Consider the following 15018-nt stretch of genomic DNA (forward strand, 5'->3'; position numbering starts at 1 on the left):
CGCGTTTCGGTCAGGCGGCCATTTGGGCGAAGCACTTAATTGCTTGTTGGCCGCGCAGAGCTGCCGCAATTTCGCGCCTGCCGGTTGGATGAGGAGATATTCCGTGAGCCAGTGTGTCGCGCGCCTCAGGACAAACTACGAAGGCATTGCCAGGAGTTCGTCCCTGCTGCTGGAGGCGATCGGAACGGCGTATGACCGGATCGAGGCCGAGCGCGACCGCAATTGCTGGATCTATCTTCGCCCACGGCAGGAGGCACTCGAAGAATGCCATAAGCTGGTGGCGCGCGCGCGGACGGGCGAAAATCTTCCGCTGCTCGGCATTCCCTTTGGTGTGAAGGACAATATCGACGTTGCGGGAATGCCGACCACTGCCGCATGTCCGGCGTTCAGCTACACGCCCTGGCATTCCGCGCATAGCGTCGAACGCCTCACCGCAGCCGGCGCAATTTGCCTCGGAAAGACCAATCTCGATCAGTTCGCCACAGGCCTGTCCGGCGTGCGCTCGCCCCATGGCCCCTGCGCGTCGGTTGCCGATGCCCGCTATGTTGCGGGCGGTTCCAGTTCCGGCTCCGCGGTCGCCGTGGCGGCGGGGCACGTCGCCTTTGCGCTCGGCACCGATACCGGCGGCTCGGGGCGCATACCTGCCGGGTTCAACAACATCGTCGGAATCAAGCCGACCGTTGGGCTGGTGTCATCACGTGGCCTGGTGCCGAATTGTCCGACGATCGATTGCGTGTCGGTATTCTGCAATACCGTCAGCGACGGCGAAGCAATCCTCGACATCATCGAAGGGTTTGATTTCGAAGATCCCTACAGCCGCCTGCCCAGAACCTTTTTCTCCGCCAACGGGGCGGCGGCATCATTCCGGTTCGGCCGCGTTGCGCCAGCAGATCTCGAATGCTTCGGCATGTCGGAATGCGGCGAACTCTACGAGAGCGCCTGCGAACGTCTTGCTCATATCGGAGGAACGGCGATCGAGGTGGACTTCGCCCCATTCCGCCAAGCGGGGGAGTTGATGTTCAGCGGTCCCTGGGTCGCTGAGCGGCGCTCCGCCATCGCTTCTCTCATCGATGTCGAATCCGGCTCCTTGCTTGATGTCACGAGGACCGTGCTGGGCTCAGCCGCCGGCTATTCGGCGATCGACACGTTTGGCGCCATTCACCGGCTGCACCGGCTTCGCCGCGACGCCGAAGCAATCTTTGCCGGCATCGATGCCCTGGTGGTTCCGACTGCACCGCGGCCGTTCACACTGGAGGAGATGCATCGTGATCCGATCACCCTCAACAATCGTCTGGGCTACTACTCGTACTTTGCCAATCTACTCGATCTCTGCGGCGTCGCCGTTCCGAATGCGAAATTGTCAAACGGCATGCCCATGGGCGTGACCCTGCTAGCGCCGGCCTGGCACGATCGCGCGCTGATCGGACTGGCGCGGCGGTTCGAGGCAGGCGCAGACGGATCGGCGTTCGAATTGAAGTCTGGCGGCTAAAGGGCGGACATTATCCCATCGCCTGCCCGAGCGTAGAAATATCCAGGATCGAAATCACGGATCTTTCGTATCTGATCACGCCTTCGTCCTGGAGCCGCGCGAGTTGCACGGTCACCCATTGGCGGGTGGATCCGATGAGGTTGGCGAGATCCCCGTGGGTGAACGGCATGCCGACGAAGACCTCGTTGTCGCGCTTCACGCCGTAGACGTGCGACAGGAAGATCAGCAGGCTGTGCAGCCGCTCGGTCACCGAGCGCGTCCCAAGCATCTGGGCCATCGCCGAATAGCATCGCGCCTTGAATGCGAGGGCATCCAGCAAGGCGACGGCAATCGTCGGCGATTCCAGCGCAAGCCGCCGCAGCGCCGGTCCGGGCATGAACGTCAACCGGCTGCGCTCGGCTGCAACCGATGTCCACATGTGCGGGCCCGTCCCGAATATGTCGGGCCCGCCGACGAAGTTGCCGGGAAACCAATAGGCGAGCGTGACTTCGCGCCCCGACGGTGCAGCATAGTAGCTGCGTATGCGTCCCTCGCTGATCAGGTAGATCCCGGCCTGTGCGTCGCCCTGAGACCAAACCAGTTGGCCGGCTTCCAGGATCTTTTCGCGTCCGATCGCACGCAAGCGATTGCAATCAGCCCGGTTGAGACCATCCAGCAAGCCGGGCAGCGGTCTGACGAGATCGTCCGACTCCGCGAGCATCACACCTGCCGCTATCGCGCTGTTCGCCCTGTGCATGGCCGGCTCCGCATGTGAGACCCGGCATCGAATATTCAAGAACCATGCCAGCCCGCTGCGTCCGCCTCAGACCCGCGGGCTCCGCGTCATCAGTCCGCGTCCGACTGATTGAACGCCCGCAACCCTTCTGCGCGGATGACGTCGAGACAATCCTTCTTGAGCGACAGATAAGCTGGCTCGACCATGACAGAACTCGACCGTGGGCGCGGCAGCTTGACCGCGACTTCGCGCAGGATGCGGCCGGGTCCCGCGCTCATGATGAGAACGCGGTCGGCCAGCACGATGGCTTCATCGATATCATGCGTCACGAATACGATTGTCGCCTTGATCCGGTCGCGCAGCGCCAGCAGATTGTCCTGCATCACCGCGCGGGTCTGCGCGTCGAGCGCCCCGAAGGGCTCGTCCATCAGCAGCACACGGGGCTGATTGGCCAGCGCTCGCGCGATCGCCACGCGCTGTTGCATGCCGCCGGACAGCGTGTTCGGATAAGCGTCGGCGAAACGCTTGAGGCCAACCATCGCGATCAGATCGTCGGCGATGGCATACGCTTCCGTCTTGGACTTCCCGAGCATCCGGGGGCCGTGGGCGATGTTGCTGCGGACGGACTTCCAGGGAAAGAGATGCGGCTGCTGGAACACCATGCCGACATCGGGACGCGGACTGTAGACGGGCGCGCCCTCGACCAGGATCTCGCCTTCGAACGGCACTTCCAGCCCGGCGATCGTATTGAGCACCGTCGACTTGCCGCAGCCGGAGGGCCCGGCGATGCAAACGAACTCGCCAGGCGCCACGTCAAACGAAACGCGATCGACCGCAATCATTTGCCCGCGCTTGGTGTCGAAGACGATGCTCAGGTTCGAGACTTGAATGGCCGGTTGTTTTCGGGCCGATTCGACGGAGGCAGGCGAACTTGCCAGCGCCAGTTTCATGCCCGATCGAGATCCCGACATCAGCGCCACCAGACGATACGTTCGGCAAGAGCCGCAAACAGCCGGTCGGCGATGAACGACATCAACCCGAGCGCTGCGAGCCCGCCCATGACCTGGCCCGTTTGCAAATTCTGCTGCGCAATCTCGATCCTGTAGACGATGCCGGCGAAAGCGCCGGCCAGTTCAGCCGCGACAAGCGTATAGAAGGAGATGCTGACGGCGGTGCGCAACCCGACCACAATGTAGGGAAGCGCGCCCAGCAGCACGATCTCCTGCAGCATCTGCCGTCGGGGCGTGCCGAGCATCAACGCCGCCCGAATTAGACCACGGTCGACCTTCTGCACGCCGATGTGAGTCGAAAGCCATACCGTGAAGAATACGCCCCATACGACGAGGAACAATTTTCCCGCCTCCGACAGGCCGAACCAGAGGATGACGATCGGCACGAACGCAATCGGCGGAATAGGCCGCAAGATATGGAATAGCGGGGACAGCAAGCTCGAGATAACGGGGAATTGGCCGGTGAGAACACCGAGCAGGATGCCGAGCGCGCCGCCTATGATGAATCCCGTGGTGACGCGAAAGAGGCTGGCCAACAGATCGCTAAAGAACTGTCCGCTTCGTATCCACTCAAGCACGGCCGCAGCAACCACCGTCGGCGGTGGAAACAGCACCATGTTGACGGTCCCCGAACGGGAGATCAGTTCCCAGAGCCCAATGAACAAGGGAAGCGAAAGCGCCCCGACCAGAATATTGAGGCGGCGAAGCCGAACTGAATTCGGCCGCCGAGCGCGACCGCCAGCGCGGATGGCAATATCGCGTCCCGCTGAAGTGGCTTCCTGCATGGCCGCGCGGGTGCCTATTTCCACGACAGGGTGACGCGTGCGGGGTCGACCTTTTTCAGTGACTCGGTGACGATGATCTTGCTGAAGTCGGGCATCGCCGCTCCCGGAGGATGGTTGCCGCTCTCGAGGCGCCATGCGGAATGGGTCTTCAGAATCTCGATCAGCCGGTCATCGAGACGCACCCGGTAAACATAGTCGGCCCAGATGGGCGCGAGTTCGTCCCGCTTCATTCCAACCGCGTCCGCCACTGTCGTGATCGCTTCATCCGGGTGTTCCTTCATCCAGACCTCGGCATCGATCAGTGCGGCGATGAACTTCTCGACCAGCACGGGGTTGGCGTCCAGATAGGACTTCATGACGACGATATTGAACGTCTCGGAGTAGGTGCCCTTTGTATCGACCTCAGTGACGGCTTCGCCCAGGGCCTTCTTCGCGTTGGCGACGTGGGGCTCCCAGGTGTCGAACGCGTCGATGCTTCCGGCTGCAAGTGCCGGCAGCATCTCCTGCGGCCGCAGATTGACGAGGGTGACATCCTTGGGCGTCAATCCCACCGACTTCAGCAAGGTCGCCGTGTAAACCTCGCTGCCGGTGCCGGCAGTGAAGGCGATTCGCTTGCCGCGAAGATCTTCCTTGGTCTTGATGCCGGCCTTGGCCGCGACCAGCGTCTTGAGATCGGAATATTCCATGCCGGCGACGAACGCGATGGGCTGGTTTGCCATCGCCGAAGCGGTGACCGGCGCCTCGGCCGTCGTCGCGATGTCGGCGCCGCCCCCGATCACCGTGTCCAGGCACTGCTTGCCGGACGTGAAGTTCGAGACTGTGATGTCCAGTCCGTTCTTTTCGAAGATTCCCTTCGATTTGGCGACGATCGCAATGCCGGAGATCGGTCCGAGGTTTTGCGCAAGTCGGGCTTTGAGCAGTTCCGCGGCCAAGGCGCAGTTCGGACCGATGGCAAGACCGATGGCAAGGCAGCAAAGGGTGGCACGGCCGGCAATTGTCGTGATTGGGCGGATGGTGGTCCGGTGCATGACGATCTCCCCCTTGCGCCGCGCCCTGCGCAGCCCCGATGTGATCGCGGATACCGCCCTGAACGGTCCCGCCACAGTCCCCGCGTCCTCCCCTGGACGATCACTTGAGGATCGGCCCATTTGGTATGCTCGCCCGGCACCCTTGTCCCGGGAAGCAATTAATCGACATGGCAGTCGGGAAGCGGCTGGGAATCGTCGGCGATCCCGCTGACCAACTGATCGCAGACGACATGAAAAACCAGGGCGTCTCGCATCGCGGCATTGGAATAAGCGGGCCGGCGTCGGGTTGAAATCTGGCGGCCAACAAAAACACAAAGGGAGGACAGGATGATCCGTATCGAGAGATCCGCGACGATTACAGGCCTCGCGCTCGCTGCGGCCTTGCTTGCGGCGCCATCGGCGCGAGCGCAGTCGGCCGACATGACGTTCTTCGTGACGTCCAATGGTCCTGGCAGAGGCGCCGATCTCGGCGGCCTGGAGGGGGCCGATGCGCAGTGCCAGAAGCTGGGCCAGGCCGGCGGCGCCGGCAGTAAGACCTGGCGCGCCTATCTCTCCACGCAGGCCGCCGACGGCAAGCCGGCCGTCAACGCGCGCGACCGCATCGGCAAGGGACCGTGGCAGAACGCCAAGGGCGCTGCAATCGCCAAGGACGTTGCCGACCTGCACGGGGCGGCCAACAACCTCACCAGGCAGACCGCGCTCAGCGAGAAGGGCGAGGTCATCAACGGCCGCGGCGACACGCCGAACCGGCACGACATCCTCACGGGATCGCAAGCCGACGGCAGCGCATTTCCCGCGGGTGACGACAAGACCTGCAAGAACTGGACGTCGAGCACGCAAGGCGCGGCGGTCGTCGGCCACGCCGACCGTCAAGGCCTGCGCGATGACGAGCCGTCGAAATCGTGGAACAGCTCGCATCCCTCGCGCGGTCCCGACGGCGGCTGCTCGCAGGCCGATCTGAAGAGCACCGGCGGCGACGGGCTGCTGTATTGCTTCGCATCGAATTGAGGCTGCCGTCATTGCGAGGAGCGCAGCGACGAAGCAATCCAGAGTCGCTCCAGGGTGACAGTCTGGATTGCTTCGCTGCGCTCGCAATGACGGAGCGTGTGGTGCCGCCGTTCAGCCTCATCCTTACGGAACCTTGTCGCGCGTGATAAATTGGTCCTGTCGCTTCCACGCTCACGGACCCCTTCCATGAAATACGAGCTCTATTATTGGCCCGAGATCCAGGGCCGCGGTGAATATGTGCGGCTGGCGCTGGAGGAGGCGGGCGCGGCATACGTCGACGCGGCGCGTGGCCCACGCGGCACAGCTGCGATGATGAAGATGATGGAGGCGCACAAGGGCACGCCGCCCTTTGCGCCGCCGTTCCTCAAAGCCGGCAAGCTCGTCATCGGCCAGACCGCGAACATCCTGCTCTATATCGGCGCCCGCCACGCGCTCGCCCCGAAGTCGGAGGCGGGGCAACTCTGGGTGCATCAGCTCCAGCTGACGATCACCGATTTCGTGGTCGAGATTCACGACACCCATCACCCGCTCGGGCCCTCGCTCTACTACGAAGATCAGAAACCGCCGGCAAAGAAGCGCACCGCCGACTTCTGGGGCGAGCGCGTGCCGAAATATCTCGGCTATTTCGAGCAGCTCCTCGAGGACAATGGCGCCGCCTATGTCACCGGCCGCAAGCTGACCTATGTCGATCTCTCGCTGTTCCAGCTCGTCGCGGGGCTGCGCTATGCGTTTCCGAAGCGGATGGAGGCGTTCGAGACAGAGATACCGGCCCTCGTCGGCCTGCACGACCGCGTCGCCGCGCGGCCGAACATCAAGGCTTATCTCGATAGCGAGCGCCGCATTCCCTTCAACGAGCAGGGCATCTTCCGCCGCTACCGCGAATTGGATGGTTAAAGCACAGCGGAGTGACGCGCGCGCTCACCACACGCCAGGCAGCAGCCGATAGCGCACGCGCGTCACATAGTCGGCATACCCCGGCAGGCCCTCGCGTAGCGTGCGCTCCTCGATGCGAATGCGGACCGCAAATAATGCGATGAACAGCGGCGCCATCAGAAGTCCCCACCATGAACCCAGAAGCAGCGGCACGCCGGCGAAGAACAGGATCATGCCGCTGTACATGGGATGACGCACATGGGCATAAGGCCCCGTCGAGATCACGCGCTGCGCGCGCTCGGCTTGCAGCTTCACCACGGGCGCCGCGAACGAGTTCTCGCGGAAGACCCAGAGGATGAACAGCGTCGAAAGCAGGAACAGGGCGAGGCCGAGCATCTGCAGCGCCATCGGCATGTCGGAGGACAGCGTACGCCGGTCGAGCCCCATCGCCGCCAGCCAGACCAGCATCGCGACGACGAAGACGGTCATGAACACCTTGTCGGCAGCGGGCTGGTCCTTTTGCAGGACCGGCCGCAGACGTTCGGCGAGCAGTGCGGGGTCGACCCGGTAAAGCCACCAGCCGCCGAGCGGGCCGAGCAGGGCGGAGGTCGCGAGGAACACCCAGGCCGACGGCCAATGCAGGGTTCCGGCGGACACGAACAGCAGCGCGCCCATGGCGGCGGTGGTGATCGTGCTCTGTAACAGCAGTCTTGCGATCATGCGCAGGTCTCAGGTAGCCGCGCACGATATTGGTCCTGCTATCCGGCGAAGATGCGGCCGGACACGCGAAAAGCCCGATCGACCGGATCGGGCATTTCATCTTCGACGCGGTTGATCAGGCGAGCTGATCGATCCGCGTACCCTGACCCGGCGGCAGCGGTGCAGGCGGCGGCGGCTTATAGGTCGGGTCGTTGTCCTTGGTCTTGATCTGATCGTCCTGCTGCTTGGTCGAGTCGTAGCTCGGCACCACGATCGCGATCGGCGGCGGCGAAACGGTGGAAACGCTCATCCAGAAATCCTCGCACATGGAAACATTGACACTGCGCCGCGAGGAGCGAAATTTCCTTCAAGCCAATCGTTAAAATGCGAGGGATCTGGTGCGGTGGGATGTGCTCTCGGACCTCTCCTCGTCATTGCGAGCGCAGCGAAGCAATCCAGTCTGTCTCCGCGGAGGGATTCTGGATTGCTTCGCTGCGCTCGCAATGACGGAGTCTGTAGTGGGCGGTGTGCTGTCAGACGCACACCGCGCGGGAGCCGCCTATTCGTCTTTGCCGCGCGTGATCGCGATGGACGCATCCGTCTTGGTGCGGGTGCATTCCATGTTGAGACGCCGATAACGCATGCTGATCTTGTCGCCGCGCAAGAGCCCCATCCGCTTCAGGCAGCGTGTCGCGCCCGTCGTCGTATCGTCCTTGGTCACGGTGAAGACGATCGCCGCCATCGACCCCACCAGCGCAAAGAACTCCGGTTTCGGCTTGCGATCGCCCTTGGCATAGAGCTCGATCGAATATTTGTCGCCACGGCAAGCCACGGACAATTCCTTGGCCGCGGGATGCGTCAGGTAGACGACATTCGCGGCGCGGAAATTCACCTTGAGGCGATCGACCTGGTTCGCCAGCTCCTTGGCGCTGTCATCGCAGCGGTCCGCGCGCGCGGGTGCGGCGAGGGTCACAAGGCCGGTGATGGCGGCGGCGACCAGGATCGCGCCGCGGACGTGCAAGTTCAATGTCATGATGAAAAGCCCCTTAGCGGGCGCATTCAACCGTCGTCCCGCGCGTAGCGCAAGGGGTGCATCAGGGTCTTCACTGGCGTCATGAGGGCCTGGTGTCCGCCGACAGCCGCCGAAAATAGCTCGCCATGCGCCGAATCGGGATGCCCCGACCGCACCAGAGCGCCTTCCCTTTGCGGCAAAAAAGCTTAGAACGCTTCTATGAAAGGGGCCCACGCGAGGGCTCCAAAACCCCGAGATTCCAGCCCATGAACGCTCCCACCGCCTTCCCCGACCCCGCAAAGCCCGTTCCGCCTTACAGGCACACGCCGCTGTTTCCGCTGGGCAAGGACGAGACGCCCTACAAGAAGATCACAGCCGAGGGCGTGCGGGTCGAGAAGGTGCTGGGGAAAGACATGCTGGTGGTGTCGCGCGAGGCGCTGCGGGCACTGTCGGAAGCCGCCTTTGGCGACATCAACCACTATTTGCGGCCGGGTCATCTGAAGCAGCTCCGCGCGATCCTCGAGGATGGCGAGGCGAGCCCGAACGACAAGTTCGTCGCGCTGGACTTTCTCAAGAACGCCAACATCGCCGCCGGCGGCGTGCTGCCGATGTGCCAGGACACCGGCACCGCGATCATCATGGGCAAGAAGGGCTGCAACGTCATCACGGACGGTGACGACGAGGCGGCACTGTCGGAGGGCGCGCGCGATGCTTACCTGCGCCGCAATCTGCGCTACTCGCAGGTCGCGCCCTTGTCGATGTACGAGGAGAAGAACACCGCCAACAACATGCCGGCGCAGTGCGAGATCTATGCCGAAGGCGATGACGCCTACAAGTTCATGTTCATGGCGAAGGGCGGCGGCTCCGCCAATAAGAGCTTTCTGTTCCAGGCCACGCCCTCGGTGCTGAGCAAGGACCGGCTGCTCGCCTTCCTCAAGGAGAAAGTGTTGACGCTGGGCACTGCGGCGTGCCCGCCTTATCACCTCGCCATCGTGATCGGCGGCACCTCGGCCGAGCTCTGCATGAAGACGGTGAAGCTGGCGTCGGCTCGCTATCTCGACGCGCTGCCGACCCACGGCTCGCCCGACGGCAACGCGTTTCGCGATCTCGAGATGGAGCAGGAAATCCTGAAGATGACGCAGTCGCTCGGCGTCGGCGCGCAGTTCGGCGGAAAATATTTCTGCCACGACGTGCGCGTGATCCGCATGCCGCGTCACGGTGCCTCGCTGCCGATCGGGCTGGGCGTGTCATGCTCGGCCGATCGCCAGGTGCTCGGCAAGATCACCAAGGACGGCGTCTATCTCGAAGAGCTCGAGCACAACCCGGCGCAGTATTTGCCTGAGGTCGAGCAGTCGCTGGGCGGCGAGGTCGTCAAGATCGATCTCAACCAGCCGATGAAGGATATCCTGGCCACCTTCTCGAAGTACCCGACCAAGACGCGGGTCTCGATGACCGGCACCATGATCGTCGCGCGCGATTCCGCGCATGCCAAGCTGCGCGAGCGGCTCGACAAGGGCGAGCCGCTGCCGGACTATTTCAAGAACCATCCCGTCTATTACGCCGGCCCCGCCAAGACGCCCGAGGGCTACGCCTCCGGTGCGTTCGGCCCCACCACCGCTGGCCGCATGGATTCCTTCGTCGATCAGTTTCAGGCCGCCGGCGGCTCGATGGTGATGGTCGCCAAGGGCAACCGGGCGCCGGCCGTGCGCGAGGCCTGCAAGAAATATGGCGGCTTCTATCTCGGCTCTATCGGCGGTGCCGCGGCGAATCTTGCCGAGCACTGCATCAAGAAAGTCGAGGTGCTCGAATATCCCGAGCTCGGCATGGAAGCGATCTGGCGCATCGAGGTCGTCGACTTCCCGGCGTTCATCATCATCGACGATAAGGGCAACGACTTCTTCAAGGAGCTGAATCTGGGCTAGCTCTTCGCCTCGCTCCGGAGTGCCGGAAGAGCTCGGCCTGCATGGTTCGAGACGCCCGCTTTGGCGGGCTCCTCACCATGAGGGTCTGATATCTCGCCGCGAAACATGACCTCATCCTGAGGGCCCGCCGGAGGCGGGCGTCTCGAAGGATGGGCCGCAGGCTAACTGCAATTCGTGACCTGGTTGGAGCACAGCCCGCGCCACCAGCCGCGGACGCCGTCCTGGCTCTCGACGAGGCCCCAGAGGCCGCTGCAAGCAAAGATGTGCTTCGGCCCGCCATCGGTGTCGATCGGACCGCCGAGCTCGCGCTGGGCCGGCATCCATTTCGCATCGACGAAGGGCGCCTGGAACAGGCCGCCCATGCGGGTCGCGCCATTGGCGTAGGCCGCGCCGACCTTGTTGGAGGCGACCCAGCCGCGTCCGGCATAGGGCTTTGGCGCGCTGCGCGGATATTTCTTGTCGTCCTCGTAGTCCTTGCCCGGCGGCTTGGCGCCTTCGATCAGAAACCAGCCGTTCTTGAAGCCGATGATGCGGAATTCGGTGAGCCAGCCGCCATCCGGCGTGTTCTCGCTGCCGCCGAGCTTGAGCAGGTAGGGCGGCGGAAGCGTGCCGAGCACACGCGCCTTGGTCGATGGTTCGGCACGCACGTTGAGGCCATCAGGATCCTTGTCGACGGACCATGCGCCGAAATCGCAGGGCTCGGTACCGTCGGGAAGCGTCGAGCGCTTGGCGGCGAGATCGGCATGCAGCTTTGCGAATTCGGTGTCGTCGTTGTCAGGATCCGGCCCGCTACGCGGCTTCAATGCGGCCGAGACTGCGCGCGTCGCATCCGACGTCAGCGCGACCACAAGAGCCTGGCGCGCGCCGAAAACGCTTGCAGGCGACTTCGGATCGTTCGACGAGATCGGATAGACGGCGAGGTAGCCCGTCGAACCTTCGGTTCGATAGGCCGTGCCGGCGACATAGCCTGCCGGTAGCATGGCGAGCGCGCTTGCCTGCCACGCCGGTTTGGCGTCGTCCGCGCGCGCCGCTTGTGTCGCGACACACAGGATCGTCGCCGCGATGAGACCGAGCGCGCGCACGGTTGCCGCGCGGCTTAGGCGCGCGTGCCGGTGAACGGGAAGCTGCCCATCGGGCCGATGCCCATCTCACCGCTCATGCTGTCGCCCGAGACGGTTCCGATGAATTCGAGCGTCAACGGCATCGGATTGGTGATCGAGACCTTCCAGTTGACGGCATCGCCGCTGACGGTGCCGTCGAATATCTCGGCTGTATCGCCTTCCGCACCCTGCGTCCCTGTGAGCGTGCCGCCGGCAGCCGTCAGGCTCAGCGTCGCCTTGCGCTCGCCCATGGGGGTTGTCAGGGTCAGAGTCCAGTTGCCGTCGACGGCCATTCGCATCTCCCAAGATCCCGGCGGACCGCGACGATCCGCGGGCCAGTCCCGGCCGAGCGTATAGCGCAACTCGCCGCCCGCGCCTAACGCTCCGTCGGAGGCATTTAGGCGCGGGCGGCGGCGCGCCGTCGGCTGGTGACGATGAGACGGAGCACGACATATTGCACGGCGAAAGCGAGGATCTTGGCGCCGCCCGCGACGACCGTGATGTAGAACGCCCACAGCTTCAGATCGCCTGTGGAGGCGACGGCGATCATGCCGGCGCCGATCACGAACATCAGCGCAGCCCAGGCATAACCTGCAGCCGTCACATATTCCGGAACGGTCTCTACGACGATCGCCGGCATGTAGCGCAGCATCCAGCCGCGCTTGAGCATGATGGCGCCGATCGCGAAATGCGCGATCGAGGGCTTTGCGAGCATGAAGCGGGGATCGTTGGTCAGCAGCGTGATCGTGCCGAGCACGACGACGAGCGCGACGCTCGCATAGGTCATGTAATTGACCTGCTGCCCCTTGACGCGCGCGTAGATCACCTGCGCGATCGCTCCGGCAATCGCCACCGACGTTGCCAGGACGACGTTGTCGGTCACGAGGTAGATGACCAGGAAGACGATGGCGGAGAAGAGGTCGGAGGCGAGGCGGGCGAATACGTCCTTCATCGTCGATCCTTCAGCGGGAGTTGGGCAATGCGCTGGCCGGCGGACCGTACTTGATCTGCCGATATTCGGGATACCATTTTGTGAAGTACATCGCGCTGTTGCGGGCGGCGAAGGCGACCGCAAGGCTCGACCAGAGCGGCAGGCCGGGGACATAGAGCAGCACGAGATTGGCGGCCGCCATCAGCAGCGCAGCCGCAGTCCATGCGCCGGTGATGACGTAATTGGCATAGAGAAAGCCAGGCATTGCCGCGGTCGCGGCCGGCACGGCCTCCAGCGCGTATTGCAGCGTGAATGGACGGCGGACCAGCATCGAGCCGAGCGAGATGACGAAGATGCCGATGTCGACCGACAGCTTGACACCGAGTGTGCCGAGCGCCGGATCGAACAGCGCGAGGTGGATGCCGATTGCGGCGAATAGCAGCGCCGAGCTCATCGCCAGGATCTTCACCGATCGACCGCGCACGACATCGATCGCGACGGTGGCGAGACAGATTGCCGAGGCCACGAATACGCTGATCGTGGCCGATGTCATCAGCATCAGGAAGGTGAAGGCGCCGTAGGGCGCGAGGATCAGGAAAATCGCCATGGTCCGCCTCGGTCAGGCCTTATCTTTACGATGTAAAGATCAATAAGTCACGGGCGGAGCGGGGTCAAGCAAAATCTTTACAGTGTCAAAATGACGTAAGCGACTTCCAAAAATTGAATTGCTGCAACGGCTTGGTCGGCCATTTCGTCGATGAATCCGGCCCAGGGCAGGTAGGACAGCGCAGGTAACGCACAGGCGACCGAGAGGACGAGGGCGAGCAAGATACCGCCGTTGAAGACGGCTTGGCCGCTCCGCCGCGGCTGGATCACCTGAAGTGTGAGGGCGGCGCAGATCAGGACCAGGACGACGAGATAGTCCGCAGTGATCGATGGCATGTGCATCAGAGACCTCTTTGGTGGCATCCGCGATGATGAGGAACAGCTACCGCGCGCCGACCCAATTGCCGTGAAAACCGTCGGGCACGCGATGGCCGAGCTGCACCAGCGCCACGGGGCCGGCCTCGATATCTCCAGCGTTGAACACGGCGAGGTCGCTCCGGTTCTCGCGCGCGCGCCAGACCACCGCCAGCAGCCAGCCATCGCCTTCTGCCGCATCTTTCGACCGCTGGACGAAGACCGGTTCAGAAATGGTGTCGCCGGCCGGCAGCAGATAATGGCCGAGGCGCTTGCCCTTGCCATCGACATGGACGACGCCGGACAACGCGCCGAACATCGGCAGCGTCGGATTGGCGCAGGCGTACCAGCCGTGACCGCTCTTCAATCCGGCGCGGCGGTCGTCGATGCGCGGGAATTCGCCGGTGAGATCGTCGAGATAGGTCTGCTGGAAGCGGTCGGTATTCCCGGCAAGATCAAACGTCCAGCGGCAATGGCGGGCGAAGGATTTCTCGGGATTGGTGGGCGTGCCGTCGGGATGCGTGAACAGTGGTGCTTCCTCGAACTGCATGACGTCGGCGATGATGCGGTCACCTTCCTCCCACGCATTCATGACGTGGAAGACGTAGCAGGCCTCAGCGCGAAACCAGACGATGTCCTTCGCGCTGCCCTTGCGCTTGATCACGCCGACATAGGCGCCCTTGTCCGGCTCCCAGGCATAGGGCGGCCGCCCGCTCATCGCGCGCTCCATGCTGCCGGTGAGGGGCAGGATCGGAAACAGCAGGTGGTTTTCCGTGACGATGAAGTCGTGCACCATGCTGGCATAGGGCGCCTCGAAACGTTCGAAGCGCGTCGCCTTGCCGGACGCATCGATCGACCCGTAGGAGAGGGCAGGCGTCAGCGGTCCCGCCGCATTGTAGCCGAAGAACACCAGCTCGCCGGTGACGGGATCGATCTTCGGGTGCGCGGTGAAGGTGCCGGCGATGCGGCCTTGATAATTGTGATAGCCGCGCGTCGCGAGCGTACCGGGCTCGATCTCGGTCGGCAGATGCAACTCCTCCAACGCAAGCAGCTTGCCGGCATGGAAGATGATGTTGGTATTCGCAACGCCGCCGTCGGTCAGGTTCGCCGGGGCATCCGGCAGCTTGCGGCCAAAGCCGCCGAACAACGCGCGGCCGGCATCGTGCTCGGCCAGCCATTTCGACGTGCGGATCCAGCGGTTGCGATGGCTGGCGCGCCCGTTCTCGAGATGAAAGGCGTGCAGCATGCCGTCGCCGACGAACCAGTGCGCGCCGGGCGACTCGAACTGCGGATTGGGGCCGTTGCGATAGAGCGTGCCGTTCAGCTCGCGCGGTAATTCACCGATGATTTTCAGGAAGGGCGCGTCGGCCTCGAACGGAATCGGACCGAGATTGTGGCGGCGTTCGGCAACGGCGTCCTGCTGCACGGCGTATCCTCCCTCATCTTTACATCGTAAAGATCAAATAGTCGTACGAGGAGTTCTGGT

Annotated in this window: 17 protein-coding genes; 4 read left to right on the forward strand and 13 right to left on the reverse strand. The window is 63.5% G+C overall.

The window, feature by feature from the left end; translation table 11 throughout:
* Positions 1-103 precede the first annotated feature (103 nt).
* Entirely contained in the window at positions 104-1489 is a 1386-nt protein-coding gene (atzF, locus tag BRA1253DRAFT_RS35200; RefSeq protein WP_007602159.1) for an allophanate hydrolase, read from the forward strand.
* Positions 1490-1499: 10 nt separating this feature from the next.
* Here atzF and BRA1253DRAFT_RS35205 read toward each other — a convergent pair whose 3' ends face one another.
* From BRA1253DRAFT_RS35205 to BRA1253DRAFT_RS35220, 4 genes are all read right to left on the reverse strand, one after another.
* On the reverse strand, positions 1500-2225 hold the full coding sequence (locus BRA1253DRAFT_RS35205; protein WP_007602160.1) for a Crp/Fnr family transcriptional regulator: 726 nt from the start codon (positions 2223-2225) through the stop codon (positions 1500-1502).
* 89 nt (positions 2226-2314) lie between these two features.
* Positions 2315-3154 carry an ABC transporter ATP-binding protein gene (locus BRA1253DRAFT_RS35210; protein ID WP_007602161.1) on the reverse strand — a complete coding sequence of 280 codons (840 nt, stop codon included), beginning with the start codon at positions 3152-3154 and terminating at the stop codon, positions 2315-2317.
* A gap of 20 nt (positions 3155-3174) precedes the next feature.
* On the reverse strand, positions 3175-3999 hold the full coding sequence (locus BRA1253DRAFT_RS35215; RefSeq protein ID WP_007602162.1) for an ABC transporter permease: 825 nt from the start codon (positions 3997-3999) through the stop codon (positions 3175-3177).
* Positions 4000-4013: 14 nt separating this feature from the next.
* Positions 4014-5027, reverse strand: a complete 1014-nt coding sequence (locus BRA1253DRAFT_RS35220) for an NrtA/SsuA/CpmA family ABC transporter substrate-binding protein (RefSeq protein WP_007602163.1) — start codon at positions 5025-5027, stop codon at positions 4014-4016.
* A 327-nt stretch (positions 5028-5354) separates the two neighbouring features.
* Between BRA1253DRAFT_RS35220 and BRA1253DRAFT_RS35225 the strand changes: the two genes are divergently transcribed.
* Both BRA1253DRAFT_RS35225 and BRA1253DRAFT_RS35230 read left to right on the forward strand, forming a co-directional pair.
* Positions 5355-6035, forward strand: a complete 681-nt coding sequence (locus tag BRA1253DRAFT_RS35225; protein WP_007602164.1) for a hypothetical protein — start codon at positions 5355-5357, stop codon at positions 6033-6035.
* A 186-nt stretch (positions 6036-6221) separates the two neighbouring features.
* Positions 6222-6929 carry a glutathione S-transferase gene (locus BRA1253DRAFT_RS35230; protein ID WP_007602166.1) on the forward strand — a complete coding sequence of 236 codons (708 nt, stop codon included), beginning with the start codon at positions 6222-6224 and terminating at the stop codon, positions 6927-6929.
* 24 nt (positions 6930-6953) lie between these two features.
* On the opposite strand, the gene BRA1253DRAFT_RS35235 is transcribed toward BRA1253DRAFT_RS35230, so the two are convergent.
* The 3 genes from BRA1253DRAFT_RS35235 to BRA1253DRAFT_RS35245 all read right to left on the reverse strand — a co-directional run bounded on the left by BRA1253DRAFT_RS35235 (position 6954) and on the right by BRA1253DRAFT_RS35245 (position 8640).
* Positions 6954-7628: an isoprenylcysteine carboxylmethyltransferase family protein gene (locus BRA1253DRAFT_RS35235; protein WP_007602168.1), complete on the reverse strand. Its 675-nt coding sequence runs from the start codon at positions 7626-7628 to the stop codon at positions 6954-6956.
* 115 nt (positions 7629-7743) lie between these two features.
* Positions 7744-7917 (reverse strand): hypothetical protein, encoded by a 174-nt coding sequence (locus BRA1253DRAFT_RS44775; RefSeq protein WP_007602169.1) that lies wholly within the window; start codon positions 7915-7917, stop codon positions 7744-7746.
* Between the two features lie 249 nt (positions 7918-8166).
* Positions 8167-8640 (reverse strand): hypothetical protein, encoded by a 474-nt coding sequence (locus BRA1253DRAFT_RS35245; protein WP_007602170.1) that lies wholly within the window; start codon positions 8638-8640, stop codon positions 8167-8169.
* Between the two features lie 245 nt (positions 8641-8885).
* Here BRA1253DRAFT_RS35245 and BRA1253DRAFT_RS35250 point away from each other — a divergent pair, with 245 nt between their 5' ends.
* Positions 8886-10541, forward strand: a complete 1656-nt coding sequence (locus tag BRA1253DRAFT_RS35250) for a fumarate hydratase (protein ID WP_007602171.1) — start codon at positions 8886-8888, stop codon at positions 10539-10541.
* A gap of 161 nt (positions 10542-10702) precedes the next feature.
* Here the strand turns inward: BRA1253DRAFT_RS35250 and BRA1253DRAFT_RS35255 are convergent, their stop codons facing one another.
* The 6 genes from BRA1253DRAFT_RS35255 to BRA1253DRAFT_RS35280 form a co-directional block, all read right to left on the reverse strand.
* Positions 10703-11623 (reverse strand): SH3 domain-containing protein, encoded by a 921-nt coding sequence (locus BRA1253DRAFT_RS35255; RefSeq protein ID WP_007602175.1) that lies wholly within the window; start codon positions 11621-11623, stop codon positions 10703-10705.
* Between the two features lie 14 nt (positions 11624-11637).
* Positions 11638-11934: a hypothetical protein gene (locus BRA1253DRAFT_RS35260; protein ID WP_007602176.1), complete on the reverse strand. Its 297-nt coding sequence runs from the start codon at positions 11932-11934 to the stop codon at positions 11638-11640.
* 104 nt (positions 11935-12038) lie between these two features.
* Positions 12039-12593, reverse strand: coding sequence for an inner membrane-spanning protein YciB (locus tag BRA1253DRAFT_RS35265; RefSeq protein WP_007602177.1), 555 nt, complete (start codon positions 12591-12593; stop codon positions 12039-12041).
* A gap of 10 nt (positions 12594-12603) precedes the next feature.
* Complete coding sequence (locus BRA1253DRAFT_RS35270; RefSeq protein WP_007602178.1) at positions 12604-13179, reverse strand: hypothetical protein; 576 nt, start codon at positions 13177-13179, stop codon at positions 12604-12606.
* 77 nt (positions 13180-13256) lie between these two features.
* The gene (locus BRA1253DRAFT_RS35275; RefSeq protein ID WP_007602179.1) at positions 13257-13520 is read right to left on the reverse strand and encodes a hypothetical protein; all 264 of its coding nucleotides are present in this window, start codon (positions 13518-13520) and stop codon (positions 13257-13259) included.
* A 40-nt stretch (positions 13521-13560) separates the two neighbouring features.
* Positions 13561-14958: a carotenoid oxygenase family protein gene (locus tag BRA1253DRAFT_RS35280; protein ID WP_007602180.1), complete on the reverse strand. Its 1398-nt coding sequence runs from the start codon at positions 14956-14958 to the stop codon at positions 13561-13563.
* Positions 14959-15018 lie beyond the last annotated feature (60 nt).

It is taken from the genome of Bradyrhizobium sp. WSM1253 (assembly GCF_000244935.1).
In the GTDB taxonomy this organism is placed as follows: Bacteria; Pseudomonadota; Alphaproteobacteria; order Rhizobiales; family Xanthobacteraceae; genus Bradyrhizobium; species Bradyrhizobium canariense.